Below are 16,941 nucleotides of genomic sequence, written 5' to 3' on the forward strand. Positions count from 1 at the left end.
GCCTGTCCTTAGCGTTTTGCCTGCCAGATACGTTGTTGATAATCGCGAATTGAGCGGTCGGAGCTAAACATGCCGCAACGGGCGGAATTCAGAATCGCCGCCCGCGTCCAGGCCTCCTGATCACGGTACAATTCATCGACCTGCTTCTGCGCCGCCACGTAGGCAGCAAAATCCGCCAGCACCAGATACGGGTCGCCGCCTTTCAGCAGGCTGTGCAGCATTGGATCGAAGGCATGCTTGTCGCCATCGCTGTACTTACCGCTTTCCAGCTCTTTCAGCAGCGCATCCAGCAGCTTGTCTTTCTTACGCCATTTCAGCGGATCGTAGCCTTTGGCTTTCAAGGCTTTCACCTGTTCCACGGTATTGCCGAAGATAAAGATGTTTTCCTCGCCGACCTGTTCGGCGATTTCCACGTTCGCCCCGTCCAGCGTACCGACGGTCAACGCGCCGTTCAGCGCCAGCTTCATATTGCCGGTACCGGAAGCTTCTTTACCCGCCGTGGAGATCTGTTCTGAGATATCCGCCGCCGGAATCAGCATTTCCGCCGCGGAGACGCAGTAATCCGGCAGGAACACCACTTTCAGCTTGTCGCCAACCAGCGGATCGTTATTCACCGCTTGCGCGACTTTATTGATGGCCAAAATAATATTCTTCGCCAGATAGTAGCCCGGCGCCGCCTTCGCCCCAAACAGGAACACGCGCGGCAGGCGGTCGGCCTGCGGGTTTTCGCGAATCTCTTTGTACTGCGCCAGGATGTTCAGCAGGTTGAGGTGCTGACGTTTGTACTCGTGCAGACGCTTAATCTGGATATCGAAAATCGCCTGCGGGTTGATTTCAATACCGGTACGCGCCTTCACAAACTCCGCCAGACGCACTTTATTCGCCTGCTTAATGTCGCGCCAGGTCTGCCGGAACGACGCGTCATCGGCGTATTTTTCCAGGTTAATCAGCCGATCGAGATCGTTAGCCCACTCTTTCTTCAGCGTTTTATCAAACAGCGCCGCCAGCGCCGGGTTGCACTGTTTGATCCAGCGGCGCGGCGTAATACCGTTGGTGACGTTATGGAATTTATTCGGCCACAGCTGGTGATATTCCGGGAACAGATCCTTCACCACCAGGTCGGAGTGCAGCGCCGCGACGCCGTTGACCGCAAAGCCGCTGACCACGCACATGTTGGCCATGCGTACCTGTTTATCGTGCACCACGGCCAGTTTCGCCCATACCTGCTTATCGCCAGGCCAGGTTTGATCGACCTGTTTCTTAAACCGATCGTTAATCTCTTTAATGATCTGCATGTGACGCGGCAGCAGCGCTTTCACCAGTTTCTCATCCCAGCACTCCAGCGCTTCAGGCATCAACGTGTGGTTGGTGTAAGCGAAGGTTTTGCTGGTGATCGCCCAGGCATCGTCCCAGCTTAGCTGGTGCTCATCCAGCAGCACGCGCAGCAGTTCAGGGATGGCGATGGTCGGGTGGGTGTCGTTCAACTGGATCACTTCGTAATCCGCCAGCTCCGCCAGCTTACGTCCCGCCAGGTGATGGCGACGCAGAATATCGGCAACCGAACAGGCGCACTGGAAATACTGCTGCATCAAACGCAGCTTTTTCCCGGCCTGGTGGTTATCGTTCGGATAGAGCACTTTTGTCAGTTTTTCCGCGTCAATGCCCTGCTGCTCAGCGCGCAGGAAATCGCCGTCGTTGAATTTTGTCAGGTTAAACGGATGCGCGTGCGTCGCCTGCCACAGACGCAGCGGCTGCGCCACGTTATTGCGATATCCCAGCACCGGCAGATCCCAGGCTTCGCCGGTGATCACAAAGGCCGGTTGCCAGAGTCCATCTTTACTCACCTTACCGCCGAGCCCGACCTGAACGTCCAGCCGATCGTTATGACGGAACCACGGGTAGCGGCTACGCCCCCAGTCATCCGGCGCTTCGACCTGCTGGCCATCCTCGAAAGACTGGCGGAACAGACCGTACTGATAATTCAGGCCATAGCCGGTTGCCGACTGGCCTACGGTAGCCATCGAGTCGAGGAAACATGCCGCAAGACGGCCCAGACCACCGTTGCCTAACCCCGGATCGATCTCCTCTTCCAGCAGATCGGTCAGGTGGATATCATAGGCTTTCAGCTCATCGCTCACCCCCTGATACCAGCCCAGGTTCAGCAGGTTGTTACCGGTCAGACGGCCAATCAAAAACTCCATCGAGATGTAGTTAACATGACGTTGTCCTTTGACCGGTTCGGCGACCGGCTGAGCGGCCAGCAGCTCGGCAAGAGCGCCGCTCACGGCACGCCACCACTGACGCTGAGTCATCTCAGAAGCGGACTGTAAGCCAAGGTGCTGCCACTGACGCGTCAGTGCAGCCTGAAACCGATCTTTATTAAAAGAAGTCTGTGACATAAGAAATCCGGGTCCTTTACTAAAACGTTGGCGTTAGTGTGCCGACCTCCTGCAGCGACGTCCTCATCCCGGCGGGGATTAGGTAGGGAGGAGCAGCAGGGATGAGCGAAAAGTGTGATCCTGACCACTATAACGGTAACCGAGCGCGAAAAATATGCTGAAAAAATCACCGTTTCGAAACACGATGTTGCCAACCGCCAGTGCGCAAAAATTATGTTACAGACCGAGACAGAGGGTTAAATAAAATACCCTCGCGCAATTATCAGCAAATAAAAACAAGCGTTGTCTAAAAATAACCCTGATTGCTGACAAAAATACCTTGAATCGATGATTTATAAGATTTTACTGACATTAACTTAATAAAAACATACAACTACGAAAAACTGGAGTGGCACTGATTTTCGCCTACCCGAAACGCGGTGAAACCCAGAAGCCACGCGCACTGGTACCGGTTTTATAAAGCAGGTGTTGTAATTTTGAATTTGTGAGCTGGTGCAAATTCAAGAGCATAAAAATCGGACATAACTTGCAATAATTTTCAATATCGCCGACCTTATTAGTTATTAATTACGAAGCGCAAAAAAAATCGCAAATCCTCTCTTGCACAGCGAAATGATTAACTATGTTGATTCCGTCTAAATTAAGTCGACCAGTCCGCCTTGAACACACCGTGGTTCGCGAGCGACTCCTGGCGAAACTTTCCGGCGCCAACAATTACCGTCTCGTGTTGGTCACCAGCCCGGCTGGGTACGGCAAGACCACGCTCATCTCTCAATGGGCGGCGGGGAAAAATGAACTCGGGTGGTTCTCGCTGGATGAAGGCGATAACCAACAGGAGCGTTTTGCCAGTTATCTGATCGCCTCTATTCAGCAGGCGACCGGCGGCCACTGCGTCGCCAGCGAAACCATGGTGCAAAAACGCCAGTATGCCAGCCTGCCCTCGCTTTTCGCACAGCTGTTCATTGAGCTTGCCGACTGGCAGCGTCCGCTGTTCCTGGTGATTGACGATTATCATTTGATCAATAACCCGGTGATCCATGACGCAATGCGCTTCTTCCTCCGCCATCAGCCGGAAAATATGACCCTGGTGGTGCTGTCGCGTAACCTGCCGCAGCTGGGTATCGCCAACCTGCGCGTACGCGATCAGCTGCTGGAGATCGGCAGCCAACAGCTGGCGTTTACCCATCAGGAAGCCAAACAATTCTTCGATTGTCGTCTGGCCTCGCCCATTGAGGCGGACGACAGCAGCAGGCTGTGCGACGACGTCGCCGGCTGGGCCACGGCGCTGCAGCTGATCGCCCTCTCTGCCCGTCAGAATAACTCCTCCGCGCAACACTCCGCTCGTCGCCTTGCCGGAATTAACGCCAGCCATCTTTCCGATTACCTGGTGGATGAGGTGCTGGATAATGTCGACGCCCGCACCCGCAACGTGCTGCTGAAGAGCGCGCTGCTGCGCTCAATGAACGATGCGCTCATCGTGCGTGTGACCGGAGAAGAGAACGGTCAGATGCAGCTGGAAGAGATTGAACGGCAGGGGCTGTTCATGCAGCGAATGGACGACTCCGGCGAGTGGTTCCGCTATCACCCGCTATTCGGCAACTTCCTGCGCCAGCGCTGCCAGTGGGAGCTGGCGACCGAATTACCGGAAATTCACCGCTCGGCCGCCGAAGGCTGGATGGCGCTGGGCTTCCCCAGCGAAGCGATCCACCACGCGCTGGCCGCCGGCGACGCGAAAATGCTGCGTGACATTTTGCTCAATCACGCCTGGGGAATGTTCAACCACAGCGAACTGGGGCTGCTCGAGCAGTCGCTGGCGGCGCTGCCGTGGTCCAATCTGCTGGAAAACCCGCGGCTGATTCTGCTGCAGGCCTGGCTGATGCAGAGCCAGCATCGCTACAGTGAAGTCAACACCCTGCTGGCCCGCGCCGAGCAGGAGATGGATGTGAAGATGGATACCGCGATGCACGGCGATTTCAACGCCCTGCGGGCGCAGGTGGCCATTAATGCCGGCGATCAGGAAGAGGCCGAGCGCCTGGCGATGGTGGCATTAGAAGAGCTGCCGCTGGCCAGCTACTACAGCCGCATCGTCGCCACCTCGGTCCACGGCGAAGTGCTGCACTGCAAAGGCCAGCTGAGTAAATCGCTGGCGGTGATGCAGCGAACGGAACAGATGGCCCGCCGCCACGATATCTGGCACTACGCGCTGTGGAGCATGATCCAGCAAAGCGAGATTCTGTTTGCTCAGGGTTTCCTGCAGGCCGCGTGGGAGGTTCAGGAAAAAGCGTTCCAGCTGATCCGCGAACAACACCTCGAACAGCTGCCGATGCATGAATTTCTGCTGCGCATTCGTGCCCAGCTGCTGTGGGCCTGGGCGCGGCTGGACGAAGCGGAGGCGTCGGCGCGTAATGGGATGAATGTCCTCGCAACCTATCAACCGCAACAGCAGCTGCAGTGTCTGGCATTAATGGTGCAATGCTCGCTGGCGCGCGGCGATCTGGATAACGCCCGCAGCCATCTGAATCGCCTGGAAAACCTGCTCGGTAACGGCAACTACCATAGCGATTGGGTGTCGAATGCCGATAAAGTCCGGGTGATCTACTGGCAGATGGTCGGCGATAAAGCCGCGGCGGCCAACTGGCTGCGCCAGACGCCGAAACCCGAATTCGCCAATAACCATTTCCTGCAAAGCCAGTGGCGCAACATCGCCCGGGCGCAGATTCTGCTGGGTGATTTCGACTCGGCGGAAATGGTACTGGAAGAGTTGAACGACAATGCCCGCTCTCTGCGTTTGATGAGCGATATTAACCGCAACCTTCTGCTGCTCAACCAGCTTTACTGGCAGGCGGGGCGCAAGAGTGAAGCGCAAAAAGTCCTGCTGGAGGCGCTCGCGCTGGCCAACCGCACCGGGTTCATCAACCACTTTGTTATTGAAGGCGAAGCCATGGCGCAGCAGCTACGTCAGCTGATTCAGCTGAATACGCTGCCGGAGCTGGAACAGCACCGCGCCCAGCGTATCCTGCGCGATATCAACCAGCATCATCGCCACAAGTTTGCCCATTTCGATGAAGGTTTCGTCGAGCGCCTGCTCAGCCATCCGGAAGTTCCGGAGCTGATTCGCACCAGCCCGCTGACCCAGCGTGAATGGCAGGTATTAGGCCTGATCTATTCCGGTTACAGCAACGAGCAGATCGCCGGCGAGCTCGACGTCGCGGCGACAACCATTAAAACCCATATTCGTAACCTGTACCAAAAGCTGGGAGTCGCCCACCGCCAGGATGCGGTTCAGCATGCCCAGCGGTTGCTTAAAATGATGGGATATGGCGTCTGACGCCGTTTAGCACAGCTCCAGCTGAAGGTTGTTATCCGTAATCACCTTCAGTACGCCTGCCGGCGGCATCACATCGGTGTAGACCGCGTCGACCATGCTGATGCTGCCCATATTCACCATCGCGTTCCGGCCGAATTTCGAATGGTCCACCACCAGCATCACGTGACGTGAGTTTTCGATAATCGCGCGTTTGGTGCGAACCTCATGGTAATCAAACTCCAGCAGCGAACCGTCGCTATCCACGCCGCTGATACCGAGAATGCCGAAATCGAGGCGGAACTGGGAGATAAAATCCAGCGTCGCTTCGCCAATAATACCGCCGTCCCGGCTGCGCAGTTCGCCGCCCGCCAGAATAATGCGGAAGTCCTCTTTCACCATCAGCGTGGTGGCGACGTTAAGGTTGTTGGTGACGATACGCAGATCGTTATGCTCAAGCAGCGCGTGCGCGACCGCTTCCGGCGTGGTGCCGATATCAATAAATAGCGTGGCGCCATCGGGGATCTGGCTGGCCACTTTACGGGCGATACGCTCTTTTTCCTGAGTCTGGGTGGCCTTCCTGTCATGCCAGGAGGTATTCACCGAACTGGAAGGCAGCGCCGCCCCGCCGTGGTGACGCAAGATCATCTTCTGTTCGGCAAGGTCATTCAGGTCACGACGAATGGTCTGTGGGCTGACGGCAAACTGCTCGACCAGCTCTTCCGTACTGACATATCCCTGTTTTTTTACCAGCTCGATAATGGCGTCATGACGTTGTGTTTGTTTCATGAAATATCCCTGGGATTATAAGACTCGTAGAAAGGCGCGAGCGTTGCAGACCGCCTGATGAGGAGTCTCTATGTTCGCTTTCGCACATGTTGCGTATCGACAAACGCCATCGCCAGCCCGGTCAGCAGACCCGCCACGTGCGCGCCGTTCGCAATCGACATGCCGAAAACATCAAACCATCCAGCAATTAACCATACTAAAGAGAAGAGTATCAAGCCGCGCTGCAGATAGACGCCGCTTTGCGGATCCCGCTCTCCCCGCAGCCAGACGTAGCCCATCAGCGCATACACCACGCCGGACAAACCGCCAAACCAGGGGCCGCTAAATTGATGCTGCACAAACCCGCTCAACAGGGCGCTAATGACGGTAATCACCACCAGCTTGCCGCTACCGATGCGTTTTTCCACCGCCCCGCCGAGGTACCACCACCATAACAGGTTAAACAGAATATGCATCAGCGAGAAGTGCATGAAAGCATGGCTAAAGTAGCGCCAGACTTCAAACTTTAATGATGGGTCATACGGCCAGGCTAGCAGCAGCATTACCGGCTGGTCGCCGAGAATATTTTGCAGCGCAAAGACCGCAATACAGACGAGCAGAATCGCCCATGTAAACGGCCCGGCGTTGTGGCGCAGGGTGGCAAAAAAGGGAAAGCGCTGGTAGCGCAGGCCGCTATTGGTGTGCCCGGATTGCCAGCTGGCCGCCAGATAGCGCGGGTCGGCGGGGTTTTCCAGAAAACGCGTCAGTTCAGCCTGCACCCGCCCCGCCTGGCTCTCATCCGCCAGCCAGACGTCGCTCTGATCATGCTGCTGAATGGTCAGGATAATACCCTGCGTCGCCATGTAGTCGACAAACGCCTGGGCCACGCGCGGGTTAGCAAAAGAGGTAATCATTAACATACAGCGGATCGCTTATTCCACACAAAGGGGGCTAGTATATACTCTAACGCATGCGAGTTGCAGGACGCGAAGGCCTGTTACAAGCCGTGTTCGACTTCCGCCGGGAAATGACGATGCCACGCATCGAACCCGCCATCTACGCTGTAAACCTTGTCATAGCCCTGCTGCAGCAGGTACTGCGCGGCGCCTTTACTGCTATTGCCGTGGTAGCACATCACCATCACGGCGGTCGCAAAGTGGTTATCCCGCATAAACGCGCCCAGCGTATCGTTGGTCAGATGAAACGCACCCGGCGTATGTCCCATCGCATAGCTTTGCGGGTCGCGGATGTCCACCAACACTGCCATCGCCTGCTGCAGCTTCTGGTGCGCTTCTTCTACGTTGATACATTCAAAGTGATCCATGTGCTCTGTTCTCTATATATAGCGGAGTGATATTGCTGGCGGGTAACCGGTCATGATTCTACTGTCTAGTTTACCGTCAGACGGGAAATAAACGCCAATATGTTACATGCATCACTCTGAAATGTTTTTTTGATGTTACCAAAGGCGCGTTTGTTTGCTATATTGAGCGATATCGAACATTTGTGAGCTTAAACGAAAGTGCCAGAGGTAGCGAACGTGGAAACCAAAGATCTGATTGTGATAGGGGGAGGCATCAACGGTGCCGGTATCGCGGCAGACGCCGCCGGGCGTGGTTTATCCGTACTGATGCTGGAAGCGCGCGATCTCGCCTGCGCCACCTCCAGCGCCAGTTCGAAGCTGATTCACGGCGGGCTGCGCTACCTCGAACACTACGAATTCCGTCTGGTCAGCGAGGCGCTGGCCGAGCGCGAGGTGCTGTTAAAAATGGCGCCGCATCTCGCCTTCCCGATGCGCTTTCGCCTGCCGCATCGCCCGCACCTGCGTCCGGCGTGGATGATCCGTATTGGTCTGTTTATGTACGACCATCTGGGTAAACGCACCAGTTTGCCCGGCTCAACCAGCTTGCGATTTGGCGCAGAATCGGTACTAAAACCTGAAATTGTGCGCGGTTTCGAATATTCCGACTGCTGGGTCGACGATGCGCGTCTGGTACTGGCTAACGCGCAAATGGTGGTGCGTAAAGGCGGTGAGGTGCGTACCCGCACCCGCGCCATCTCCGCGAAACGCGAAAACGGCCTGTGGATCGTCGAGGCGGAAGATATCGACAGCGGCGAGAAATTTACCTGGCAGGCGCGTGGCCTGGTCAACGCCACCGGTCCCTGGGTCAAACACTTCTTTGACGAAGGCATGCACCTGCGCTCGCCGTACGGTATTCGCCTGATTAAAGGCAGCCACATCGTGGTACCGCGGGTACATACCCAGAAGCAGGCCTATATTCTGCAAAACGAAGACAAGCGTATTGTATTCGTGATCCCGTGGATGGATGAGTTCTCGATCATCGGTACCACCGACGTGGAATACAACGGCGATCCGCAAAAAGTGGCGATCGATGACCAGGAGATCGGCTACCTGCTGAATGCCTATAACGCGCACTTCAAAAAGACGCTGTCCCGCGATGATATCGTCTGGACCTACTCCGGCGTTCGCCCGCTGTGCGATGACGAATCGGATTCACCGCAGGCCATCACCCGTGATTACACCCTGGATATTCATGATGAACAGGGTCAGGCTCCGCTGCTGTCGGTATTTGGCGGTAAGCTGACGACCTATCGTAAGCTGGCCGAGCATGCGCTGGAAAAACTGACGCCATACTACAAAGGCATCGGCCCGGCCTGGACCAAAACCGCGGTGCTGCCCGGCGGCGATATCGACGGCGATCGTGACGATTACGCCGCAAAACTGCGCCGCCGCTTCTCCTTCATCAGCGAGTCAATGGCGCGGCATTACGCCCGCACCTACGGCAGCAACAGCGAGCTGCTTCTCGCGCAGGCCACATCGCTGGCCGATCTCGGCGAAGATTTTGGCCATGAGTTTTACGAAGCCGAGCTGCAATACCTGGTAGAGCATGAATGGGTACGCAGCCTCGATGACGCGATCTGGCGCCGCACCAAGCAGGGGATGTGGCTGAGCAAGGAGCAGCAGGCGCGGATTAGCGAATGGCTGGCGCAGCACGTGGGAAAGTCTGAACTTTCTCTGGCCTCGTAAGCCACGCGGCGAACGGCAAAGCGCGATAAAAAACGGGGCCCTCGGGCCCCGTTTTGTCTGTGCGCTCTGCTACAGCCTAACCGGATCGATATGCCAGATATGGTCGGCGTACTCCTGAATCGTACGGTCAGATGAGAAATAGCCCATATTAGCGATATTGAGCATCGCTTTGGTGGCCCACTCCTCCGGGTGACGATACAGCTCATCCACCTTATCCTGACAATCCACATAGCTGCGGAAATCCGCCAGTACCTGATAGTGGTCGCCAAAGTTGATCAGCGAGTCCAGCAGGTCACGATAGCGCCCCGGCTCCGCCGGGCTGAACAGACCGGTGCCGATCTGCGTCAGCGCCTGGTGCAGTTCCTGATCCTGCTCGTAGTAGTCCCGCGGCTTGTAGCCGTTACGGCGCAGCGCCTCCACCTCTTCCGCGGTATTACCGAAGATAAAGATATTCTCCTCGCCGACGTGCTCCTGCATCTCGACGTTGGCCCCGTCGAGAGTACCGATGGTCAACGCCCCGTTGAGGGCGAACTTCATGTTGCTGGTCCCGGAAGCTTCCGTTCCCGCCAGCGAGATCTGCTCGGAGAGGTCCGCTGCCGGAATGATCAGCTGGGCCAGGCTGACGCTGTAGTTCGGGATAAATACCACTTTCAGCTTGTCGCCAATCTGCGGATCGTTATTGACCACCGCCGCCACGTCGTTAATGAGATGAATAATGTGCTTGGCCATGTAGTAAGCCGAAGCCGCTTTGCCGGCAAAGATATTCACTCGCGGTACCCACTCCGCGTCAGGATCGGCCTTAATGCGGTTGTAGCGGGCAATAACGTGCAGCACGTTCATCAGCTGGCGTTTGTACTCATGAATACGCTTAATTTGGACATCAAACAGCGCTTTTGGATTCACCACCACGTTAAGCTGCTGAGCGATAAAGTTCGCCAGCCGCTGTTTGTTCTCCAGCTTCGCCTGACGCACCGCCAGATTCACCGTCGGGTAATCGATATGCTGCTCCAGCTCCTGCAGCTGGCTTAAATCGGTGCGCCAGGTGCGACCGATATTCTCATCCAGCACCTTCGACAGCGGCGGGTTCGCCAGCGCCAGCCAGCGCCGCGGCGTGACGCCGTTGGTCACGTTAGTGAAGCGCATCGGGAAAATTTTCGCAAACTCGGCAAACAGCGACTCCACCATCAGCCTCGAGTGCAGCTCGGAGACGCCGTTCACCTTATGGCTCACCACCACCGCCAGCCAGGCCATCCGTACGCGGCGCCCGTTGGACTCATCGATAATCGACGTGCGCCCCAGCAGCGCGGTATCGTTGGGATACTGCTCCTGCAGCGTCTTGAGGAAATAATCATTGATCTCGAAGATAATCTGCAAATGACGCGGCAGGATTTTCCCCAGCATATCGACCGGCCAGGTCTCCAGGGCTTCGCTCATCAACGTATGGTTGGTGTAAGAGAAGACCTGACAGGTCACTTCAAACGCCTCATCCCAGCTAAACTTGTGTTCGTCAATCAGCAGGCGCATCAGCTCCGGAATCGACAGTACCGGATGGGTATCGTTGAGGTGAATCGCAATTTTGTCCGCCAGGTTGGCGAAGGTTCGATGCAGCTGATAATGGCGGCTGAGGATATCCTGCACCGTAGCGGAGACGAGGAAATACTCCTGGCGCAAACGCAGCTCGCGCCCGGAATAGGTCGAGTCATCCGGGTACAGCACCCGGGATACGTTTTCGGAGTGGTTTTTATCTTCGACCGCCGCGAAGTAGTCGCCCTGGTTAAATTTCCCGAGGTTGATCTCGCTGCTGGCCTGGGCGCTCCACAGGCGCAACGTGTTGGTGGCGTCGGTATCGAAACCAGGGATAATCTGGTCATAGGCTTCGGCGAGAACCTCTTCGGTTTCAACCCAGCGCGCGTGTTTTCCTTCCTGCTGAATACGACCGCCGAAGCGAACTTTGTAACGGGTGTTATGGCGCTCAAATTCCCACGGGTTACCGTATTCCAGCCAGTAATCCGGCGACTCTTTCTGCCGCCCGTCGACGATGTTTTGCTTAAACATCCCGTAGTCGTAGCGAATGCCGTAACCCCGACCCGGCAGACCTAGCGCCGCCAGAGAGTCGAGGAAGCAGGCAGCCAGCCGCCCGAGCCCGCCGTTGCCCAGTCCCGGGTCATTCTCTTCATCGATCAGCTCTTCAAGATTCAGCCCCATCTCTTCCAGCGCGCTGTTCACATCCTCATAGATACCCAGCGATAACAAGGCATTAGAGAGAGTACGACCAATCAGAAACTCCATCGACAGATAGTAAACCTGACGAACTTCCTGTGAAAGCTGGGCGCGATTAGAACGCAGCCAGCGCTCCACCATACGGTCGCGAACGGCAAACAGCGTGGCGTTGAGCCACTCATGCTTGTTGGCGATAGCCGGATCTTTGCCGATGATAAACATCAACTTATAGGCAATAGAGTGCTTTAACGCCTCAACGCTCAGCGTGGGTGATGCGTAGCTAAAGGGTACATTCATCGCAATGACTCCTGTGGTTACATCAAGCGTTGATAAAGTTCGCGATACGAGTGCGCTGCCACCTGCCAGCTAAAATCCATATTCATCGCCTGACGTTGCACATAACGCCAGAGCGACGGGCGCGACCACAGCACGAATGCGCGCCGAATCGCCCGCAGTAGCGAGAGGGCGTTGCTGTCTTCAAACACAAAACCGCTGGCCAGGCCATCGGCCAGGTTTTCCAGTGAACAGTCGGTCACGGTATCCGCCAGCCCGCCGGTGCGCCGCACCAGCGGCAGCGTGCCGTACTTCAGGCCATACAGCTGCGTTAAGCCGCAGGGTTCAAAGCGGCTGGGGACCAGAATCACGTCGGCGCCGCCCATAATGCGGTGGGAAAAGGCTTCGTGATAACCAATCTGTACGCCCACCTTACCCGGGTGTTCGGCGGCCGCGGCGAGGAAGCCTTCCTGCAGTACCGGATCGCCCGCCCCCAGCAGCGCCAGCTGCCCGCCCTGCTCCAGCAGGCCCGGCAGCGCTTCAAGCACTAAATCCAGCCCTTTCTGGCTGGTCAGACGGCTGACCACGGCGAACAGCGGGGCCTTGTCGTCCACTTTTAGCCCCATCGCAATTTGCAGCTGACGCTTGTTCTCCGCCTTATCTTCAAGACAGTCGCGGTCATAGCGCGCCGCCAGCAGCAGGTCGCTTTCCGGGTTCCAGATGTTGCCGTCCACGCCGTTCAGAATCCCCGATAGCCGCCCTTCATGCTGGCGCTGGCGCAGCAGTCCCTCCATTCCGTAGGCAAACTGCGGCTCGGTGATCTCGCGAGCGTAGGTCGGGCTGACCGCCGTAATATGGTCGGCATAATAAAGGCCCGCCTTGAGGAAGGAGAGCTGACCGTTGAACTCCAGACCATGCATGTTATAGAACGACCATGGCAGTTCGATCTCGTTCATGTGCCAGGAGTAGAACATCCCCTGATAGGCCAGATTGTGTACCGTAAAGACCGATTTAGCCAGGTGTCCGCGCGCCGCCAGATAGGCCGGCGTCAGGCCGGCATGCCAGTCGTGGGCATGGACGACATCAGGACGCCAGAAGGGGTCCAGCCCGCAGGCCATTTCGCTGCCTACCCAACCCAGCAGCGCAAAACGCAGCACGTTGTCGGTGTAAGCATGTTGATGGGTATCGTGATAGGGGCTCCCTGGACGGTCATAGAGATGCGGGGCATCAATGAGATAGATCCCCACGCCGTTAAAATGACCAAACAGCAGCGTCATGCGCCCGGCGAAGGTCTCCCTGCGCGTCACGACCTGCGCATCGGTTACACCGCGCCGAATATCCGGGAACGCCGGCAGCAGCACGTGCGTATCAATCCCCTCAGCGATTTGCGCCGCAGGCAGCGCGCCGATTACATCCGCCAGACCGCCGGTTTTTAACAGCGGGAACATCTCTGAACATACATGTAAAACCTGCATTATCGCTCCTGTTTATGCCCCAACTTCCGCAACATATCGCGTGTAACCAGCACGATACCTTCCTCTGAGCGGTAGAACCGACGCGCATCCTCTTCCGCGTGTTCACCGATCACCATCCCTTCCGGAATCACACAGGCGCGATCGATCACGCAGCGGCGCAGGCGACATGAACGCCCCACCCACACGTCTGGCAATAAGACTGCCGAATCAATGTTACAGAATGAGTTCACCCGCACGCGCGGGAACAGCACCGACTGCACCACCACGGAGCCGGAGATAATACAGCCGCCGGAAACCAGCGAGTTCAGCGTCATGCCGTGACTCCCGGAGCGGTCCTGCACGAACTTGGCCGGCGGCAGCGACTCCATATGGGTTCGAATCGGCCAGTCCTGATCATACATATCCAGCTCCGGCGTCACCGAGGCCAGGTCAAGGTTCGCTTTCCAGTAGGCTTCCAGCGTCCCCACGTCACGCCAGTACGGTTCGGCATCCGGGTCGGACTGCACGCAGGAGAGTGGGAAAGGATGTGCATAAGCCATGCCAGCTTCGGTTATCTTCGGAATGATATCTTTGCCGAAATCATGGCTGGAGTTTTCGTCGTTATCATCCTCGGCCAGCAGCTCATAAAGATAATCGGCATCAAAGACATAGATACCCATACTGGCCAGCGATTTGCTGGCATCGCTCGGCATCGCCGGCGGGGTGGCCGGTTTTTCGACGAACTCGATAATTTTATCGCTCTCATCTACCGCCATGACGCCAAACGCGGATGCCTCTTCAATGGGCACCGGCATACAGGCCACGGTGCAGCGCGCCCCTTTTTCGACATGGTCGATCAGCATGCGCGAGTAGTCTTGCTTGTAGATATGGTCACCGGCGAGGATCACCACATATTCCGCCTTGTATCGGCGAATGATATCGAGGTTTTGGGTCACCGCGTCTGCCGTACCGCGATACCAGTTTTCACCATGCACGCGCTGCTGCGCCGGCAGCAAATCGACGAACTCGTTCATCTCTTCGCTAAAGAACGACCAGCCACGCTGAATATGCTGTACCAGGGTGTGTGATTGGTACTGGGTGATCACGCCGATGCGACGAATACCTGAGTTAATGCAGTTAGATAATGCGAAATCGATTATGCGAAACTTACCGCCAAAATGGACGGCCGGTTTGGCACGCTTAATCGTTAAATCTTTCAGCCGGGTACCGCGTCCGCCCGCAAGAATCAACGCCACGGTTTTGATGGGCAGCTGACGCGCCAGCATCAACGGATCGTTCTTTTCTAGCCTAACCATGATTAACTCCTTTTTACATCCCAGCCTTCCCGTCCTTCTCACCGCGCAGCCGCCGCGAGTGCAACCGGAAGCTTCAGGGCTTACGACCTTTGAAATACGCACACTCCGTGCGCGGGCCCATGCCAGACAGCCATGATGACCGGATTGTCCTCTCCGGCGAAAGGAGGAACGGCGTGCCATTCCCCCACGGGTAATGCCATATTCGCCACCTCCGGGGTGGCATTCAGCGTTATCAACCAGCGGTCGGAGAGCAGTATTTGCATGCGCGCGGCGCCGTGCTGCCATTCGTCGGCCGTTAACGGTTGCCCATGCTGGTTGAGCCAGAGAACGTTGCCGTCCCCTTCCTGCCACCAGCGATTGTCGGTTAACGCCGGTATGCAGCGCCGCAGATGAATGAGCGCGGCGGTAAATGCGGTCAGCCCGCGGTTTGCCTGCCGCCAGTCAAGCCAGGTCAATGCATTGTCCTGGCAGTACGCATTGTTGTTGCCATGCTGGCTATGGCCGTGTTCGTCACCGGCCAGCAGCATCGGCGTGCCCTGCGCCAGCAGCAGCGTGGTCAGGAGGGCATGGATGCTGTTCCGCCGCCGCTCAATCACGTCAAGACTGCCGCCTAATCCCTCTATACCATGATTGCTGCTGTAGTTATTGTTAGTGCCATCGCGATTCTCTTCACCGTTCGCCTCATTATGCTTCTGATTGAAACAAACGCAGTCGCGCAGGGTAAACCCGTCGTGGGCGGTCACCAGATTCACCGCCGCCGCAGGCTGACGCCCGTTACGCTGAAAGACATCGCTGGAGGCGGCAAAGCGCCGGGCGAATTCGCCCAACGACACATTCTGCTGCAACCAGAAGCGCCTTGCGACGTCGCGGAAATGGTCATTCCATTCGGCAAACAGCGGTGGAAAATTACCGACCTGATAGCCCCCGGCGCCAATATCCCAGGGCTCCGCAATCAGCTTCCCCCCGGACAGCCGCGGATCGTTACGGATCGCCTCAAACAGCGGCGCATCCTGACGAAACTCCGGCGTACGCCCCATCACCGAGGCCAGATCGAAGCGAAAACCATCGACGTGGCACTCATCGACCCAAAAGCGCAGACACTGGCGGGCATACTCCACCACCCCGGGGTGGCTGAGGTTGAGCGTATTCCCGCAGCCGGTCCAGTTGTAGTAATCGCCATCGTCTCTCAACCAATAATAGATACGGTTATCGATCCCGCGCAGCGAAAAGGTCGGCCCTTCCAGATCGATTTCCGCGCTGTGGTTCAGCACCACATCGAGGATCACTTCGATCCCCGCAGCGTGCAGCGCCTTCACCGCATCGCGAAACTCATCCAGCGCGCGCGCTGGCGCGCTGGCATAGCGCGGATCGAGCGCGAACATCGCCAGCGGGTTGTAGCCCCAGTAGTTACTCAACCCCATGCGCTGCAGGCGCGGTTCGCTGGCGAACTGCGCCACCGGCATCAGCTCCAGCGCCGTAATGCCAAGGGTGGTGAAATAATCGATCATCACCGGATGACCGAGCGCTTTATAGGTTCCGCGAATCGCCTCTGGCAGGTCGGGGTGCAGCCAGGTCAGCCCTTTAACATGCGCTTCATAGATAACCGTCTGGCCCCACGGCGTCCGCGGCGGGGCGTCGTTCTGCCAGTCATAATGCAGATCCACGACCTGCGATTTCGGCGCGATCGCCGCGCTATCGCGGTTGTCGGGATGCGGGTCACCGCCGTGGAGCCGCTCATCATCAGGCAGCTCGCCATCGACCCGATGACAGCACGGATCGAGCAGCAGTTTCGCCGGGTTAAAGCGATGCCCCTGCGCCGGATCCCACGGCCCATGAACGCGATAGCCGTAGCGTAATCCTGGACCGGCGCCGGGTAGCCAGCCGTGCCAGATATCGCCGCTGCGCGCGGGGAGATCGAAGCGTTGCTCGTTCCCTTGCGCATCGAACACGCAGAGTTCCACTCGTTCGGCATGGACGGAAAAGAGCGTGAAGTTCACCCCCTTACCATCATAGCTGGAGCCCAACGGCGCGGGCTTTCCTGCCGCGAGTATCGTCATTGCGCCTCCCGCACCAGCCAGATTGTCGCCAGCGGCGGCAGCGTCACCGACAGCGAATGCTCCCGCCCGTGGCTGGCGATCGCCTCGCTTGCCACGCCGCC

General features: G+C 57.3%; 10 protein-coding genes and 1 pseudogene. 2 read left to right on the top strand and 9 right to left on the bottom strand.

The window, feature by feature from the left end; all coding sequences use genetic code 11:
• Positions 1–8: 8 nt before the first annotated feature.
• Positions 9–2,399, bottom strand: a complete 2,391-nt coding sequence (malP, locus tag ACI2JR_RS14125; RefSeq protein ID WP_462478804.1) for a maltodextrin phosphorylase — start codon at positions 2,397–2,399, stop codon at positions 9–11.
• Between the two features lie 622 nt (positions 2,400–3,021).
• Here malP and malT point away from each other — a divergent pair.
• Positions 3,022–5,727, top strand: coding sequence for an HTH-type transcriptional regulator MalT (gene malT, locus ACI2JR_RS14130; RefSeq protein ID WP_462478805.1), 2,706 nt, complete (start codon positions 3,022–3,024; stop codon positions 5,725–5,727).
• 6 nt (positions 5,728–5,733) lie between these two features.
• Here the strand turns inward: malT and ACI2JR_RS14135 are convergent, their stop codons facing one another.
• The 3 genes from ACI2JR_RS14135 to glpE form a co-directional block, all read right to left on the bottom strand.
• Positions 5,734–6,492: a DeoR/GlpR family transcriptional regulator gene (locus ACI2JR_RS14135; protein ID WP_004868507.1), complete on the bottom strand. Its 759-nt coding sequence runs from the start codon at positions 6,490–6,492 to the stop codon at positions 5,734–5,736.
• Between the two features lie 68 nt (positions 6,493–6,560).
• Positions 6,561–7,391, bottom strand: a complete 831-nt coding sequence (glpG, locus tag ACI2JR_RS14140; protein WP_462478806.1) for a rhomboid family intramembrane serine protease GlpG — start codon at positions 7,389–7,391, stop codon at positions 6,561–6,563.
• A gap of 77 nt (positions 7,392–7,468) precedes the next feature.
• Positions 7,469–7,795 (bottom strand): thiosulfate sulfurtransferase GlpE, encoded by a 327-nt coding sequence (glpE, locus tag ACI2JR_RS14145; protein ID WP_462478807.1) that lies wholly within the window; start codon positions 7,793–7,795, stop codon positions 7,469–7,471.
• Between the two features lie 216 nt (positions 7,796–8,011).
• Between glpE and glpD the strand changes: the two genes are divergently transcribed.
• Positions 8,012–9,520, top strand: coding sequence for a glycerol-3-phosphate dehydrogenase (gene glpD / locus ACI2JR_RS14150; protein WP_132731597.1), 1,509 nt, complete (start codon positions 8,012–8,014; stop codon positions 9,518–9,520).
• Positions 9,521–9,589: 69 nt separating this feature from the next.
• Here the strand turns inward: glpD and glgP are convergent, their stop codons facing one another.
• The 5 genes and pseudogenes from glgP to ACI2JR_RS14175 form a co-directional block, all read right to left on the bottom strand.
• Entirely contained in the window at positions 9,590–12,037 is a 2,448-nt protein-coding gene (gene glgP, locus ACI2JR_RS14155; RefSeq protein ID WP_132731596.1) for a glycogen phosphorylase, read from the bottom strand.
• 17 nt (positions 12,038–12,054) lie between these two features.
• Positions 12,055–13,488: a glycogen synthase GlgA gene (gene glgA / locus ACI2JR_RS14160; RefSeq protein WP_462478808.1), complete on the bottom strand. Its 1,434-nt coding sequence runs from the start codon at positions 13,486–13,488 to the stop codon at positions 12,055–12,057.
• Positions 13,488–14,783 (bottom strand): glucose-1-phosphate adenylyltransferase, encoded by a 1,296-nt coding sequence (gene glgC / locus ACI2JR_RS14165; protein WP_132731594.1) that lies wholly within the window; start codon positions 14,781–14,783, stop codon positions 13,488–13,490. Before glgC ends, glgA begins: the two co-directional genes overlap by 1 nt.
• Before the next feature lie 80 nt (positions 14,784–14,863).
• A complete protein-coding gene (gene glgX, locus ACI2JR_RS14170; protein WP_462478809.1) occupies positions 14,864–16,840 on the bottom strand; it encodes a glycogen debranching protein GlgX in 1,977 nt (658 codons plus the stop codon).
• Positions 16,837–16,941: pseudogene (locus tag ACI2JR_RS14175) on the bottom strand (1,4-alpha-glucan branching protein); the annotation flags it as partial. The gene glgX and the pseudogene ACI2JR_RS14175, both read right to left, overlap by 4 nt.

The sequence above is a fragment of the Klebsiella sp. NPDC088457 genome, from assembly GCF_044900465.1.
GTDB lineage: Bacteria > Pseudomonadota > Gammaproteobacteria > Enterobacterales > Enterobacteriaceae > Klebsiella.